Origin of the sequence: Acinetobacter sp. UBA1496 (assembly GCF_002324975.1) — a bacterium.
Taxonomy (GTDB): domain Bacteria; phylum Pseudomonadota; class Gammaproteobacteria; order Pseudomonadales; family Moraxellaceae; genus Acinetobacter; species Acinetobacter variabilis.
Genome location: NZ_DCRI01000100.1, coordinates 13,447 through 28,501, shown reverse-complemented (window position 1 = coordinate 28,501; position 15,055 = coordinate 13,447). Strand labels below are relative to the sequence as shown.

Annotated in this window: 14 protein-coding genes and 1 pseudogene; 9 read left to right on the top strand and 6 right to left on the bottom strand. The window is 36.9% G+C overall.

The window, feature by feature from the left end; genetic code table 11:
- Positions 1–201 precede the first annotated feature (201 nt).
- The 5 genes from B3143_RS12735 (at position 202) to B3143_RS12715 (ending at position 3,100) form a co-directional block, all read left to right on the top strand.
- Positions 202–366, top strand: a complete 165-nt coding sequence (locus tag B3143_RS12735; RefSeq protein ID WP_004785929.1) for a hypothetical protein — start codon at positions 202–204, stop codon at positions 364–366.
- A 343-nt stretch (positions 367–709) separates the two neighbouring features.
- The gene (locus B3143_RS12730) at positions 710–1,201 is read left to right on the top strand and encodes a hypothetical protein (RefSeq protein ID WP_286740806.1); all 492 of its coding nucleotides are present in this window, start codon (positions 710–712) and stop codon (positions 1,199–1,201) included.
- A 415-nt stretch (positions 1,202–1,616) separates the two neighbouring features.
- The gene (locus tag B3143_RS12725; RefSeq protein WP_004785923.1) at positions 1,617–2,219 is read left to right on the top strand and encodes a nitroreductase family protein; all 603 of its coding nucleotides are present in this window, start codon (positions 1,617–1,619) and stop codon (positions 2,217–2,219) included.
- Between the two features lie 131 nt (positions 2,220–2,350).
- A complete protein-coding gene (locus tag B3143_RS12720) occupies positions 2,351–2,716 on the top strand; it encodes an immunity protein Imm33 domain-containing protein (RefSeq protein ID WP_004785922.1) in 366 nt (121 codons plus the stop codon).
- A 15-nt stretch (positions 2,717–2,731) separates the two neighbouring features.
- On the top strand, positions 2,732–3,100 hold the full coding sequence (locus tag B3143_RS12715) for a hypothetical protein (protein WP_004785920.1): 369 nt from the start codon (positions 2,732–2,734) through the stop codon (positions 3,098–3,100).
- Between the two features lie 34 nt (positions 3,101–3,134).
- Here B3143_RS12715 and B3143_RS12710 read toward each other — a convergent pair whose 3' ends face one another.
- Positions 3,135–3,416, bottom strand: a complete 282-nt coding sequence (locus tag B3143_RS12710; protein ID WP_004785917.1) for a type II toxin-antitoxin system RelB/DinJ family antitoxin — start codon at positions 3,414–3,416, stop codon at positions 3,135–3,137.
- Between the two features lie 681 nt (positions 3,417–4,097).
- Between B3143_RS12710 and B3143_RS12705 the strand changes: the two genes are divergently transcribed.
- Positions 4,098–4,865, top strand: coding sequence for an alpha/beta fold hydrolase (locus tag B3143_RS12705; RefSeq protein WP_004785914.1), 768 nt, complete (start codon positions 4,098–4,100; stop codon positions 4,863–4,865).
- Positions 4,866–4,929: 64 nt separating this feature from the next.
- Here the strand turns inward: B3143_RS12705 and B3143_RS12700 are convergent, their stop codons facing one another.
- From B3143_RS12700 to tssH, 5 genes are all read right to left on the bottom strand, one after another.
- Complete coding sequence (locus B3143_RS12700; RefSeq protein WP_004785911.1) at positions 4,930–5,856, bottom strand: M15 family metallopeptidase; 927 nt, start codon at positions 5,854–5,856, stop codon at positions 4,930–4,932.
- 184 nt (positions 5,857–6,040) lie between these two features.
- On the bottom strand, positions 6,041–6,853 hold the full coding sequence (icmH, locus tag B3143_RS12695; RefSeq protein WP_004785910.1) for a type IVB secretion system protein IcmH/DotU: 813 nt from the start codon (positions 6,851–6,853) through the stop codon (positions 6,041–6,043).
- 8 nt (positions 6,854–6,861) lie between these two features.
- On the bottom strand, positions 6,862–8,226 hold the full coding sequence (gene tssK / locus B3143_RS12690) for a type VI secretion system baseplate subunit TssK (protein ID WP_034590216.1): 1,365 nt from the start codon (positions 8,224–8,226) through the stop codon (positions 6,862–6,864).
- 7 nt (positions 8,227–8,233) lie between these two features.
- Positions 8,234–9,355: a type VI secretion system protein TssA gene (gene tssA / locus B3143_RS12685; protein ID WP_104426153.1), complete on the bottom strand. Its 1,122-nt coding sequence runs from the start codon at positions 9,353–9,355 to the stop codon at positions 8,234–8,236.
- Positions 9,356–9,392: 37 nt separating this feature from the next.
- The gene (gene tssH, locus B3143_RS12680; RefSeq protein ID WP_034590192.1) at positions 9,393–12,044 is read right to left on the bottom strand and encodes a type VI secretion system ATPase TssH; all 2,652 of its coding nucleotides are present in this window, start codon (positions 12,042–12,044) and stop codon (positions 9,393–9,395) included.
- Positions 12,045–12,396: 352 nt separating this feature from the next.
- Here tssH and B3143_RS12675 point away from each other — a divergent pair, with 352 nt between their 5' ends.
- From B3143_RS12675 to tssC, 3 genes and pseudogenes are all read left to right on the top strand, one after another.
- A complete protein-coding gene (locus tag B3143_RS12675; protein ID WP_004785902.1) occupies positions 12,397–13,056 on the top strand; it encodes a hypothetical protein in 660 nt (219 codons plus the stop codon).
- Positions 13,057–13,070: 14 nt separating this feature from the next.
- Positions 13,071–13,574, top strand: coding sequence for a type VI secretion system contractile sheath small subunit (gene tssB / locus B3143_RS12670; RefSeq protein WP_004785900.1), 504 nt, complete (start codon positions 13,071–13,073; stop codon positions 13,572–13,574).
- Positions 13,567–15,001: pseudogene (gene tssC / locus B3143_RS12665) on the top strand (type VI secretion system contractile sheath large subunit). The gene tssB and the pseudogene tssC overlap by 8 nt, the downstream one beginning before the upstream one ends.
- The last annotated feature ends 54 nt before the right edge of the window (positions 15,002–15,055 follow it).

The window sequence follows — 15,055 nt, the reverse complement described above, 5'->3', positions numbered from 1 at the left end:
TAACGCAAGAAGTCTAATATCTAAGGATAATTAATACAAATTTTAATAAATAACAAGCACATGTTTTTGCTGGAAAATTCTCATTCAATTGAGCTTGTTTATTAAATGCTATGAACCATCTATCGTTCAGGTTTTGACAGATATGCAATGAAGGATTACTAATAGAAATTCCCTGATAACTAGAAAAATGAGGTAAGGGTGATGACTGACTTTGATGATGATTTTGATCTGGAAGAGCCCTATCCAGATAAGGATCTATATCCAGATTATACGAAAAAGAAGTGTAGCAGCTGTAGCGGTACCGGCTATAACGTTGTGGAAGCCAGTGTATCGAATGTATGGGAACCGGAAAAACTGGTGAGATAGATTAACTCAAATTATAATTGTTTATTAAGCCTGCTCTGTGAGTGGGCTTTTTTATTCTCCTCATCAGGAGTTGTTAAGTTTATAGATTCATGAGTAAATAAAAGAAAGAATTTAAAATTACGGGTGAAATCGTATTAGAAGGATGTTTAGAGATAACTATTGAAGTTTTTTTAGTGCTAAAGCCTATCCTCATGACTTCTCATACCGAATTAACATTGAATAAGCGTATATAGCTGCTAAAATGCAGTTCGTTTTTACTGCTGTTTTGTCGTTTATTCAGCATGAGTTTCTATGACTTATGAATAAACATCCATAAAATGGCAGGTTGTTTAAGGAAAATTTAATGCTTGATATTTATTTAACAGATGTTCAAAAAAAGGTTCAATTCAAGGATTATCCAGGTGAGCATCCTGTTAAATTTATTCTGAATTTTAAAAAGATTTTTCCAAACGTAATGGAACTTCTTTTACCTGTTCTCCCGGAAAATGAAAATCTTGATGAAATGACGTGGGAATCAACCACTCAGGACTTTGAAACGTTTCAGATGTTATTAACAGGGTGGGGCATTATTGAATTGCGTTTAAATGCGATCACCCAGTATAAAGATAAGACATTTGCAGATCAGTTGGTGAAAGAGGCACAGCAAAAACGCAGAGAATATCAGAAGAAACATCTTAAGCTTTCTAGTGTGGATCTGGATTACCTATTTATGCATGATGTGCATGGCTTGATTGATGCTGAACTGGTAGAACTAGGTGAAAAATTCTATTTACCAATCTTACGTGATCTTTGGAAAAATAAAGTCTCTGCTCAAGTGCTTAATGCCAAATTCTAAGTAAATTTAAGCTGATTCATTCAATTTCATCCTCCAAATTGGAGGATGATTTTATATGGCGATTTCTTAGGATTGACATTTCCCTTATAATAAATAGCCTAAGCAAATTTCTATATTTATCATCAAAACAAATTTCTGCTACATCATTGAACATAGTGATTTATTTTAAAACAGAAATTGACTCAGAAAAGGGCATTTATTTTATCATTTGATAAACAATAAATTAAAAAACTATTCTTTATCAAAAGAATATATAAAGATATTACTTTAATAATATAGCTATTCCAGTCATATTTTTTTAAGCTATCAGTACTTGTGAGTAAATGAATCATAGAGTTCTTATTCATTAGAATTCCTTCATAAAAATAAGTGAAGGTTCCAGTTTTCCCGAAGATATATCTAAGGATTTAACCGAATGTCCAATCAGTTTTTAGATTTAATTACAAAACGCCGTACTATTTATGCCATTGGTAAAAATGTAGAACAGTCTCCTGAATATTTAACTGATTTGATTCAAAATGCGATCAAGCAAAGTCCGTCATCTTTTAACTCGCAATCATCTCGCGCCGTTATTTTATTCAATGGCGAACATGAAAAATTCTGGGGCTTTGTCGCTGATAAATTAAAAAGCTATGCCAAAGATGAAGAAAGTGCTGCAAAAACGACTGCAAAAATGGCAACCTTTGCTGCAGGTACGGGTACAGTTTTATTCTTTGAAGATCAAAATGTAGTAAAAGGCTTGCAAGAGCAATTTCCATCTTATGCCGAGAATTTCCCCATCTGGGCAGAACATTCAACTGCTATTGCTCAGTTCTCTACCTGGACAGCATTGCATACTGAAGGCCTGGGTGCATCTTTACAACACTATAATCCAATAGTAGATGAGCAGGTTCATGCAGAATGGGATATTGCAGAAAACTGGAAACTTCGTGCTCAACTGGTATTTGGTTCAGTTGAAGGCGAAGCGCGTGCTAAAGATTATCTGGAAGATGATCAACGCTTCAAAGTTTTCCAATAAGCTTAATTTTTGATCTGTCTTTAATCCTTTTTAAGGACAGATCTCCAGGTTGTTTATAAAAATACGCATTAGATTTTTTAAAACTAGGCTAAACTAAAGCGGTATTTAAAGAATTTAATGAGTCAAACCAAATGTCGAAAAACACGCAGAAGTTATCACCATTACAGGAACTGATTGTAGAGCAGAAATTGCTGTGTGAAGAGGTCGGTTCTGCCTATGTAGAAGTAAGTGGTGATGATGTCGTTGCAGTGGCTGTACATACATTGAAGCAGGATCCAATTGTCGGAATCCGTAGAAAGCCTGAAACAGACGAAAATATTAGCTGGTATATTTATGGTGGTGAACTGGCTTCAAATGAAGATGCTTTTGAAACCATGACTGTGCGTGAGTTACAGGATATCGCCCCTGAAGTTTTACCTTACCTGGCTTTAGAGCAGGGCTACCGCTTCATGATTGATGCAGATGATTATGAAGATGTCTGGAAAGAAGAAAACTAAAAGAAGACCTTCGAAATGATCAAATCCTCATCTTTAATATGTACTTTCTTTATTTGCATGCAATTGAACAATATGGCTTTTGCCGAAAAGCTTTCACAAGCGGATTATGATCAGTTTATTGCTGCGCAAACAAAAATAGTCAATGAAACCAAACATATTTTAGATGAGCCAGATCAGAAAGCAGATGCCCAAAGTCAACGTCAGGCATTCTGTCAGCGTTTAACGGTTTATGAAGAGATTCAAAAAGTTTCTGAAGAAAATCAAGAGCTCAATATGGCGCCTACAATGGCGATGATTGCTAAAAACTTTTTGGATCGACAAGCACAGAGTATGAATAATTCAGGTATGACCACCGCAATATTTTGTAAAAGTAGGGAAGTGTAATTAATCCATAAAAGCAAGAGCATTGTATTGAGTTTTAATAGCCACCATCATCATTTAAAAATGCATCCTTCTGTTCTGGAATGGAAACTTTGACAGTTGGAATAGAATAACTCGCTGCTGTTAATCGAGCTATATTGAAATCCTTAGTTCCTACTTGAGGAATAATAGGTATTTGACCTGTTCGAACAATTTCACCATAAACTATCGTAATTAATTCTGCTGGAGTTAATCCGGCTTCTGTGATCACACATTCTGCTGACTCAAAAACGTCTTGATCCACCAAGAATTCAACGCTTTTTTTAACTAAATTGTTCATAAGATAGCCTTAGAATACATTTTATACACTACTTTAAACTATCAGATATGAAGCATATAGAAGCTAATGAAATTAAATCTTCATATCTTATAGGAATGTTGATCTTGATAAAGGTATAGACGGATAAAAAAGGGTAGGGCCAAAAAATTAGCCCCTTTTTTCGACTTTCAGCTTGCTTATAAAATGCATAAATACTCTGATACGTAGCATATGGATTTCATTGCATTTTAAATTATTCATTAAATAAACTTTATAAAAATCTATTTATATACAAATTTTACCGGGTATATATCAGCTACTTTTGAAATTTATTAAGAAATATTAAATATTTATGTGTTTCTTTTTACTCAAACGAAGGGCGGTAAAATCATTCCACACTAAAATAGCCTAAGCAAATCTCTACTTTATATTAATTCTCACAAAATTCCATATCCCATAACTAAAACTTAATACCCAAATAAACCTCTAAAGCTCGTATATTTCCTAAAAATTTTAAAATATTTTTTATTAATGATTTGATATGACACTCAATTATAAACAGATCTTGCAATTTAGCCTAAGCAGATTTTATTTCCATAAAAATAGCCTAAGCAAAATTTTAAATTATGTCATTGGCAATTGATTAACTTCCAATATAACTCCACTATTAACACCTAACATAGGAAATCACGGAATTCTCAAATGATCCTGAATTATCAAATACAAACCCATGAAACATCAACTTTAGCACCAATGGTATTTATTCACGGTTTATTTGGTAGTTTAAGTAATTTAGGTATGTTAGCCCGACATTTTTCAGAGCAGACAACTACGGTTCAAATTGATGTCAGAAATCATGGTTTATCTGACCATTCTAATGAAGTGAATTATCAAATCATGGCTGAAGATATTTTAGAAACTTTAGCCAGTTTAAATATTAAAAAATTTATTGCAGTCGGACATTCGATGGGCGGAAAAATTGTCATGAAACTGGCAGACCTGGCGCCTGATCAGATTGAAAAACTGGTTGTATTAGATATCACGCCAATTCAATATCAAGAAAACCATCATTCTGAAATATTTAAAGCCTTGTTTGCAGTCCAGCAGGCGCAAGTTGCTTCACGGAATGAAGCAGCAAAAATTATGCTTGAATATATTCAAGAGGAAATGGTCATCCAGTTTCTTTTAAAATCATTCAATAAAGGGCAGTGGTTGTTTAATGTGCAAGCACTGTATGATCATTATGAAGATATTACTGCTTGGGAGAAGATAGAAAAAAATGAACTTCCAGCATTATTCTTAAGAGGTGGAAATTCATCGTATATCTCTAAACCTGAACATTTTGAAGCCATCAATCAGCAGTTTATTCATGCACGGATTGAAGTGATTGAAAATGCAGGGCACTGGCTACATGGTGAAAAGACGGCGGATGTTTTGCAGCATATGCAGAATTTTATTGATGAAAAATAAATAATAGAAATGAGCAGATGTATCTTCTGCTCATTCTTTATGGCTGGGATGTTATTGCATGAGTTTACAGCTGACTTTCATTTATTAATTGATAAGCCATTTCAGGAGTTTTCTTCAGACCAGACATACGATATTCCGTATGCCCATAATCTTGAATGGTTTTCCATCGTCCCCCCCAAGTGAGTCCAACTGACTCTGCGATTTGTCCATACAGTTGATAACCGCGCATAGCCCATGGATCACGTTCACTAATCACCACTTTGCCATGACGCTTAAAAGCAATATCTGCAGCCAAACCAAACTGATGATAACTCTGAAAGCCTTTGGCTTGGGTAATATTCCTATTGGTCGCCAATGAGTTCTGTCTTTCTGGACTCCGATAACCTTCAAGCAATACCAGTTCATAGCCATACTGTTCCTGCATGATTTTAAATACCATCAATAAACGCTGCTTAAAACGCGGATTCATCTTGTGCCATTTGCGATCAGCTTGATTCAGATCTTGATAGTGATTTAAATGTATATCCTGAATATTAGAATTAAATCGTTGCGCTGAAATTACCGGTTGATGGGCATATTGATCTCCCTGTAAAGCTTCCAGAATGAGAGCCTCATCGACTTCTTCAGGTGGAGTCAAAATTTGACCTTCCAAAAGTGCATATATTTGCGGGTCGACTTTTTGTAAATAACGTGCCTCAGACATACTGGCAGAAACAGGCCGAGTCAAAGAAAAAATCAGGATGCTGATAAACAATATAGACCCGGCAATCAAGATCCACCATTGTTGTAAATACCAATGTGATTGTAGATAGTCTGGAGATCCAGCCAGTTTAAATTGATGTATAAATTGCTTAATTGTGATGAACTGTTTTTTAGTTTGTGGCAGCCATGCAATTAAAGAGTTCTGTATATGCTGCCTAAGCTCATAGAATTGCATCAAAACCAAAATACAGCTGAGAAGAATAAAGCTGCTAATAATGATAAAAATCATCTAGCGGTCATCCCATTCGAGCAGTTTAATATCAGCCTGATATTAAAATATTCATAAATTAAAGCATTTTTTTCCAGGAAGAAATGGCACATTATTTGATATAAGCTGCTTTGTTTTATCTTCATTTTGATTTTAAGTCATTATTTTTTTATTACTTTTTATGGATCATTTATTATAGGCTTCATTAAGGTAAATGAATCGTGATGTAGGCCTGTTCCGCTAGTGCACTCATCACATTCTGATATTGAGTAAAAATTTCTGTAGTTTCACTCGAGAGCATATACTTTAGACCCGCGAAACTCATTAGAGTGAACAAAAGCAAAAATACCAAAATCCATAAAAATGGTAATTCACGATGAATAATATGTTTGATCTTGTCAGGTAGTGCTGCAAAAGGGGAAAACGGCGTTTTCTTACCTTTTAGGTAATCAATCTGTTCACTCACTTGGGTAATCAGCTGATTCAAACTATGCACAGACTCAAGCCGATATTTTCCATGAAAACCTAATAACAGGCAGTAGTGATAGACTTCCAGTACCGCTAAACGTTCATTATCTTTATAACGAATTTCCTCTAGATGCTCAAAGAAACGATAACCTGCAAGTTGAGAACCAAATAAATTTAATTGTAATGGATCCATCATCCAGTAATTTTGCAGATCAAAGAAACGGGCATCCTGCTGCGTGACAATGGTTTCATCTAATAAGGCACAATAAGCATATTTAGCATCCTGAATGTCTTCAAAAGAAAATTGCTGTTTACGTGCCTGATGCTCAAAATAGTTTAGCATTTCCAGAATCTTTTCACGAAACGATGCTGGGGGCGAAGGGATATAATGATTTTTTAGCAAAAAGACAATATAAAATCCGTCATAAAGAAGATCAATCAGATTGGTCGTCACATGAGATTTCTGATCAGTCATTTGAGTAAAAATCTGTCCAGATCCGATCTGGCCATCATCAAATAGTGATGGTGCAGAATTTGTAATTATATTCATAATGATACTTATCCTTTCATGACTGCAATAAGTTCAATCCTGATATCCTGAAATCCATTCGGGATATAAATACAAATCGATTCTGAATCGAACATGCGTTGATACAAATCGTTATTCGGTTCAATTTCGAAATAGCTGACTCCAGAACGAACCGGGATCGCTGTTGGTACCTGAACTAAATGTTGAATTGGAATGGCAGGGAGGGCTGCAATGACTCGCTGTTCAACATCAACTGTACTGCCAACTTTAAAACGGATCGGCACATAAGCAATTAAATCTTGGACAGGCATCGCACTGCTTGAAACAGCCAGATATAGACGCGTATCTCGGGTAATCTTGTCGGTTTCCAGACTGCCAAGCCAATAGGATGGTCGGGTTTCTTTTAAGGAGATGCTGATATAACGATTCGAGATAATGGTATCCAGTAGATTTCTTAAAATAATGTCTAACTGATTGAAGCTTTCGTATAGATGATAGTGCTGATATTTAGGCAGTTGATCGACATCATAAGCAGTCGAAAAAGTTAGCAATGAGCCAGTTAGGCGTAATAGTTCACTATAGAGACGTTCAGGATGAATAATCGGATACTGCAAAATATGGTTTAGGCTCGCATATGCAGTATTTAAGGCATTGACCAGCCAGAAAGACACAATATCCCCAGAGCGGAATTCAATCAGTTTCTGTTCATTTTCCCGATTATTACTCTGGATGGTCTTAATCTTTGCCTGAATGATATTCAAGGTGCGTTGTAAATTAACCAAAAGATTTACATTGGCCTGTATATGTAAAATTGGTGGAATAAATTTATGATCAAAAATAAAATTCCCCGAACTTTGCCATTTAATTCGACCTACTGGAAGATACAGATACCCATCCATATGATGCTGAGGTTCTTGGCTAACTTCAAATATTTTTAATTCAGCACGACGGCGCAATAATGTAATCTGCGCAGTACTTGCATCGGTAAATAAGTCATGAGTTGAACTTAAATGGGAATGATAACGGCTAGGTCGGGCTTGATCAGCATGACTGACATTCTGTTTATTTGGCTGTACCATCGGTAAGGCCAAATAAATTTGCATTTCACTTTGTAAATTTAGGGTATCTAGCTGAACCGGTTCAGGTAATAAATCCTTTGCAGGTGCCTGATAAATTTCCCCATCTTGCCAGATCATTTCAACTTTATTTAATGCCAGAATTTGCATTCCAAGTTGAGCTTCATCAAACTCAATCGACTGAATGCCATGAGCAAAAGGGAAGGTCGCGCGAATAGTGTGATTCAGTCGCTGTTCGTGATAGGCATCCTGTAATTGAAAATGTTGAGGTCTTAAAAACAGACCTTCACCCCAAAGTATTTTTTCTGCTTTAAACATTGAGATTTCACCACTCGCAGCTTGATTCATTTTGGGCAGGGACGCCTAATAATTCATGTAGATGTTCTAAAGGATTTTCATTTTTAATCACTTTGGCCAACCACTCATGTAAAGGCATTTGGCTCCATGTAATAGTCTTTTGCAGCATATAGCTTACCGGGCTATGTGGCTCATTCATCTGAAAATAATCGGCAATTTCTTTCAGAATCTGTATAGCCTGTTCACGATTAAAAATATGATTTTGATTATGGAATTGAACAGATTGCTGGAAAGTTGGCAGCACCTGACCTGAAGAAAGGTTTATTTCATTTTGAGCAAGTATCTGAGCCAGTTGATGATCGTCTGGGGCCGGAGATGCAGATTTCGCTGAACTTATGTCTTTTTTATATATCCGCTGAATATTGGCAAAAATAGATTCTAATTGAGCATCAGCTGTAGCAAAACTTGGCCCATCTATTCCAAGAAGTTCATCAAGTGCAGACTTGAACTGTTGCCATTGATGTTGAATATCTAATAGATACTGATAATTTTGCTGTTGAACTTCTTTAGGAATATTAAGCAATAACTGCTCAAAATGCTCTAACTTTTGCTCGGAGCCTTCTTGTGCTTCTAAATCATCTACTTGTTGTTTACGTTTTTGATTCTGTAAATATAGAAAATTGTCATAGTCTTTCAGACTATAAAAAGGGGATTGCTGAATAAGAGAAACCCGCTTGGTTAATCTCGGAAGTTGAGCAATAAAACCTTCTAATAATCCCAAGCGTTGATCCAGATCATCCTCTTCAATTTTTGGATGCAGTTGCAACCAGTATTGCTTCAGGCTACGATGGTAAAGTTCCAGGCCTCGGGCAATACCTTCAAAACCATATAGATGACTCCAAGCTTCAAGCAGCCAGGTATATAAACGGATATCTTTGGTTTTTTCGGTCAGTAGTTCTATCGACTTTATTTCTACTAAAGCCCAATCTGCTTGCTTGGGTTCGGCAACCCATTCTCCCTGATCCAGTAAAGGATCATCCTGTATTCTGGCACTTTTAATACTTAGAAATTCGTTCGAAAATGAGCAATCTATACCGCAAGGATGCTCTATAGAAATTTCTTCAAATAAATATTCAAATTCCAATGTCATTATGAATCCTAATCATTCTTATTTTAATTTTTGCTGTTTAAGCAACATTTGTCTTATTTTTCTTGGAATGCCTTTTTTTAAGCACTGATAATTCTGTATCCAGATGATAATAGAAAGTATCTTTCTGAACATCGATATGAATCAGTTTTGGCAGTTGGTTTTCACTCATAGCCACCAGTAATTTTGTCGCCAGATCTGGCAATATGGATGCATTTAAAATGTGATCAATATTTCGTGCACCACTATCTATTTCTGTACATCGACTGAGTAATAATTCTAGTACCTCATCGCTATAGCTCACTTGAGTCACATACTGCTGCTGAATCCTCTTGGTAATTTTCCCTAATTTATGCTGAATTATCTGGATTAACAGTTCATCTGAAAGCGGATAATAAGGAACAATTCGCATGCGTCCTAAAAATGCTGGTTTAAACTGCTTATAAAGGCTTGGTTTGAGATGTTCAATTAAGGTATCTGCATCTGGCCATTGATCAACTTCTTGATTTATACAGGCTTGCATAATGACATGTGAGCCGACATTCGAAGTCAGCAATATGGTGGTATTTTTAAAGTTAATCAGGCGACCTTCGCTGTCTTCGAGCACACCTTTATCGAAGACCTGATAAAATAATTCTTGTACATCTGGGTGGGCTTTTTCGATTTCATCCAGAAGTACCACACTATAAGGATTGCGGCGAACGGCTTCTGTTAATACACCACCTTGACCATACCCAACATAGCCCGGGGGTGCACCTTTCAAAGAAGAAACTGTATGTGCCTCTTGATACTCGGACATATTAATCGTGATTAGATGCGATTCACCACCATAGAGTTCCTGAGCAAGAGTAAGGGCTGTTTCGGTTTTTCCAACTCCACTTGGACCGGTGAGTAAAAATACACCTTGAGGCTTATTTGGATCTTCCAATCCAGCCTTGGATGTTTTAATGCCTTGAACCAGTTGTTCTAAAGCATAATCCTGACCCATGACTCGCTGTGAGAGTTTATTTTTTAGATCAAGAATCTGCGAAATATCATCACTCATCATTTTACCGACTGGAATTCCAGTCCAGTCCGAGATAATCTCATTAATAATGTCGGCATCTACACGTTCATAAACCAACGGACTTTGCGCCTGAATCTTAGCTAATGTTTGACGTAGTTGATGAATCTGGTATTGATCAATCGATGCTTCAGATTTAGTTAAGCCATGAATCTCATGAATAAGCTGCAGCTCTTGTTGCCATTGATCATGAGTCTGGTTAATCTCTTGTTCAATGGAATGAATCATATCTGACAACTCTTGTAACCGATCGGTTCGAGATGAAGTTGTCTGTTCTTGATCAAGAAGGTGATATTCTAGCTTGAGATTATGCAGCTGAGCCTGTAACTGATCTAATTTGGCTGGTTGAGCATTTTGGCTCAAGGCCACCCGTGCAGCCGCAGTATCTAATACACTAATTGCTTTGTCCGGTAACTGACGGCCACTGATATAACGATGTGATGCATGCACAGCGGTACGAATGGCTTCATCATCAATCTGGATTTGAAAATGCTGGCTCATCACAGGAACCATAGCACGAAGCATATCGATGGCAACCTGCTCAGTTGGTTCTTCAATTTTGATTACCTGAAAGCGGCGGCTCAGTGCAGCATCTTTTTCAAAATAATGTTTATATTCAGCCCAGGTAGTCGCTGCAATGGTTCTTAATTCACCACGTGCTAGCGCCGGTTTTAATAGATTTGCCGCATCATTCTGGCCAGCTTGGCCACCAGCACCAATCAGCGTATGTGCTTCATCAATGAAAAGAATAATAGGGTGGGTAGAGGATTGTACTTCTGCAATGGCCTGCTTGAGGCGATTTTCAAATTCACCTTTGACACTGGCACCTGCCTGTAATAAGCCCATATCCAATACGTGCAACTCAACTGTTTTAAGAGCATCCGGAACTTGGCCATTTACAATTTTCAATGCTAAACCTTCAACTACAGCAGTTTTTCCTACGCCTGGTTCACCAGTGAGAATAGGGTTGTTCTGACGGCGGCGCAATAGAATATCCAGCATTAACCTGATTTCAAATTCACGCCCAATCACCGGATCAATATCACCACGACGAGCCTTTTCAGTCAGATTAATCGTGTATTGGTCAAGCGCTGGTGTCTTTTTTGGAACACTAGATAAATCAGGGGAAGGAATAGAGGGTTGAGGCACTTTAAGTTGTTCAATACTTTTCTGGCAATGTTCCAGAAATTGATGTTTCATGCTATCCACAGGGAATTGTGCAAAAAGAGAAGATGCCCGAAGAGCCATTTGATAAAGCTCTGGAGAAATCAGTAAAGCGACTAACAAGTGGCCACTACGAATCACTGGGTTTTGATCTGCGGATGCCAGCAACCAGGCCTGTTCCAAGAGTTGAATAATTGATTTGGCAAAAATAGGGGTACGGGAATTTCCCTTGCTAAGCTGCTGGATACTTTGTTCAAGCTGATTAATCAGATGGTCTTTATCAATACAATGTTTTGCTAATAATATTTTTAAATCATTCAATTCTGGATGCTGGAGTAATTCTAGAAAAAAATGCTCGATCTCAATTTCATAATTTTTTTGATGGATACAGGTATTGGCAGATTTCTCAAGACATAGGCGTGCATGTTCAGAAAGTTTCAAAATCAAAATTTTTAAATTATTCATGAGTTTCTCATTATTGTTAGCATACACAACTTTATAATTTTTAAATGGATAGCTGTGTTTTTTTATATTTATTAAAATGAATATTTCTCTATTTTTATCCGGCCCATATTTATACTTTTTATGAAAATTGACCGAACAATTTTGGCTCATTTTACTCAAATAAAAATAAAAGTCTGTATCTTTCATCAGAATTTTGTCAATTCTTAAAATTTTTAGTCACTAAGTCCGTTAATCTTTTTTAGCTTGACTTCTCCTTAATGTTTTATGTTAAATCCGCCAAACGATTGTCAAATAAAAATAATATTTAGACATTAAAAAATATAACAACAAACAAAAACAACTGAGGCTCATTTTGAAAAAGTATATAAGTTTCATATCATTATTTATATTTGGTACAGCCTGTCTTTACCTTCCACAAGTACATGCTGCTGAATTAAAAAAATCATGTATTAAGGCCAATCCTTATGCTGCGGGTGAAACAGACCCAACATTAATTGGCTTATATCAACAGCTTTGTGATAAATCGGCGAAGAAAAATATTTCTTTACAATATGAACTAAATACACAAATTGCTAAACGTTATGTGGAGTTAGGTTCTCATCTCAAAGCACTCAATTTGATTGATCAATTGCATCGTCAACAACAGCATAACCAGACTTTAACAGACTTGGGTTTTATGGCAGGAGTCGCTATTTCATCGAATGCTTTGCAACAAATGCGTAGTACAGAAGTTCGTGCCTTAAATGAAACGACCTATCCTCAAGCTAAACTGTTGGCTGAGAATATTCAGTTTGCAAAACCTGTACCAGCATCGGTTGAGCCTAAATCATATACTGCTTCAAATATTAAGAATATCAAGAAACAGACTGCTGTAAGTATGAAGCGATCTATTACGTCCAGCACTAAAACAAAAAATGTAGTCAAATCTGCCTCTATTAAAAAGACTGAAAATATCAGTACTCGCACCAATACAGCCAGTTCTAATCCATTTGGTTCATTAAAGAATAATTAATAAGGAAACACACAATGGCCAAACGTGAAAGCGTACAGAAAAAATTACAGCGGATCCGACCACCACGTGTGCAGCTAACCTATGATGTGGAAGTAGGTGATGGTAAAGAAACCAAAGAACTGCCATTTGTTGTAGGTGTTTTAGGCGATTTTTCTGCTTCCTCTGAGCTGGAAAAAACCAAATTAAAAGATAAAAAATTTATCAATGTCGATTTAGAAAATATTGATGAAGTGATGGAATCACTTGCTCCGCGAGCAAATTTTCAGGTTGAAAATACTTTAACCCAAGCCGGCGGCACTATGGCGATTGACCTGGTATTCAATGGGATGAATGATTTTCGCCCAGAGCAAATTGTGCAACAGGTGGAACCGTTACGTAAGCTGGTTGAAGCACGTGGACGTTTGACTGATCTGCGTAATAAAATTTCCAATAGTGAACGTCTGGAAGATTTATTGGATGAAGTGCTGAAAAACACGGATCAAGTACAAAAGATCAGTGTGGAGGCTGGTGATGAATAATTATAATGCTGCAACTGCCATAGATACTGCACTTGAAGAACATTCACTTTTGGATTCAATTGTCGAGCGTAGCCGTATTGCTCGTACTGAAAAAGAACATGATCGTGCTAAAAGTTTGATTGGTGAACTTGCTAAAGAGGTTATGGCAGGGACCATTACTGTTTCTGAGAATATGACGCTGGCACTTGATAAGCGTATTGCTGAAATTGATGCCATGATTTCAAGTCAGCTTAGCAAGATTATGCATCATGAAGCTTTTCAAAAAGTTGAGTCTACTTGGCGTGGTTTATATTATTTCTGCCAGGAAACACCAGCACATTCTTTAATCAAGATCCGGATGATGAATACTACAAAAAGGGAACTAATTAAAGATTTCCAAAGTGCGACCGATTTTGATCAAAGTACGTTATTCAAGAAAATCTATGAAGAAGAATATGGTTCATTCGGTGGTGCACCTTACGTACCTTCTGGAACAGATTTCTCATGTCGCTGCGGCAGCACATGCGCCATTTATTTCTGCTGCAAGCCCATCAATGTTTGGACTAGAATCATTTACTGATATTGATCGTCCACGTGATGTTTCTAAAATTTTTGAAACAGCAGAGTATGTACAGTGGCGTTCTTTCCGTGAAAGCGAAGATGCTCGCTATGTGGCACTGACTATTCCTCGAGTACTGGGACGCTTACCTTATCATCCACGTGAAGGTACAGTGACTGAGGGCTTCAATTATATCGAGGAAGTTTCTGGTGAACATCATAATGAATACCTCTGGATGAATGCAGCTTATGCGTTTGGCACCCGTTTGACCAATGCCTTTGATCTGCATGGCTGGTGTGCAGCCATTCGTGGTGTGGAAGGTGGTGGTCTGGTTGAGGGCCTTCCAGTACATAGCTTCAAGACCAATGATGGTGAAGTGATTTTTAAATGTCCAACAGAAATTGCCATTACCGATCGGCGTGAAAAAGAGCTGAGTGATCTTGGTTTTATTCCTTTAGTCCATTGCAAAAATACGAACTATGCTGCGTTCTTTGGTGCACAGTCTGTGCAAAAAGCCAAAAAATATGACAATGATATTGCTAATGCCAATTCTGCATTATCAGGTCAAATTCAATACATTATGGCAGTTTCACGTATCGCTCATTATTTAAAAGCCATGATGCGGGATAAAGTGGGCAGTTTTGCCTCGGCTGGAAATGTTGAAGCCTTTCTTAATGACTGGCTGTCTCAGTACATTTTACTAGACGACGGTGCTTCACAAGAAGCAAAAGCTCAATATCCGCTTCGTGAAGCTTCGATCAAAGTTGTAGAAAATCCAGCTGAACCTGGTCACTACAAGTCTGTGGTTTTTTTAAGACCACATTTTCAGTTAGATGAGCTCTCTGTATCACTCAGGCTGGTCACTGAATTGCCGCAGTCAAGTCAATAGGACTACTGCGATTAAAGAACTATAAGTATTTATAACAATAGGATAATTATTAAA

What these genes read in the sequence shown, in the direction of transcription:
- B3143_RS12735 (WP_004785929.1), top strand. Translation starts at nt 202, where the DNA reads ATGACTGACTTTGATGATGATTTTGATCTGGAAGAGCCCTATCCAGAT.
- B3143_RS12710 (WP_004785917.1), bottom strand. Translation starts at nt 3,416, where the DNA reads ATGAACAATTTAGTTAAAAAAAGCGTTGAATTCTTGGTGGATCAAGAC.
- B3143_RS12700 (WP_004785911.1), bottom strand. Translation starts at nt 5,856, where the DNA reads ATGATTTTTATCATTATTAGCAGCTTTATTCTTCTCAGCTGTATTTTG.
- B3143_RS12730 (WP_286740806.1), top strand. Translation starts at nt 710, where the DNA reads ATGCTTGATATTTATTTAACAGATGTTCAAAAAAAGGTTCAATTCAAG.
- B3143_RS12715 (WP_004785920.1), top strand. Translation starts at nt 2,732, where the DNA reads ATGATCAAATCCTCATCTTTAATATGTACTTTCTTTATTTGCATGCAA.
- tssK (WP_034590216.1), bottom strand. Translation starts at nt 8,226, where the DNA reads ATGTTTAAAGCAGAAAAAATACTTTGGGGTGAAGGTCTGTTTTTAAGA.
- tssA (WP_104426153.1), bottom strand. Translation starts at nt 9,355, where the DNA reads ATGACATTGGAATTTGAATATTTATTTGAAGAAATTTCTATAGAGCAT.
- B3143_RS12720 (WP_004785922.1), top strand. Translation starts at nt 2,351, where the DNA reads ATGTCGAAAAACACGCAGAAGTTATCACCATTACAGGAACTGATTGTA.
- B3143_RS12705 (WP_004785914.1), top strand. Translation starts at nt 4,098, where the DNA reads ATGATCCTGAATTATCAAATACAAACCCATGAAACATCAACTTTAGCA.
- icmH (WP_004785910.1), bottom strand. Translation starts at nt 6,853, where the DNA reads ATGAATATAATTACAAATTCTGCACCATCACTATTTGATGATGGCCAG.
- tssB (WP_004785900.1), top strand. Translation starts at nt 13,071, where the DNA reads ATGGCCAAACGTGAAAGCGTACAGAAAAAATTACAGCGGATCCGACCA.
- tssH (WP_034590192.1), bottom strand. Translation starts at nt 12,044, where the DNA reads ATGAATAATTTAAAAATTTTGATTTTGAAACTTTCTGAACATGCACGC.
- B3143_RS12725 (WP_004785923.1), top strand. Translation starts at nt 1,617, where the DNA reads ATGTCCAATCAGTTTTTAGATTTAATTACAAAACGCCGTACTATTTAT.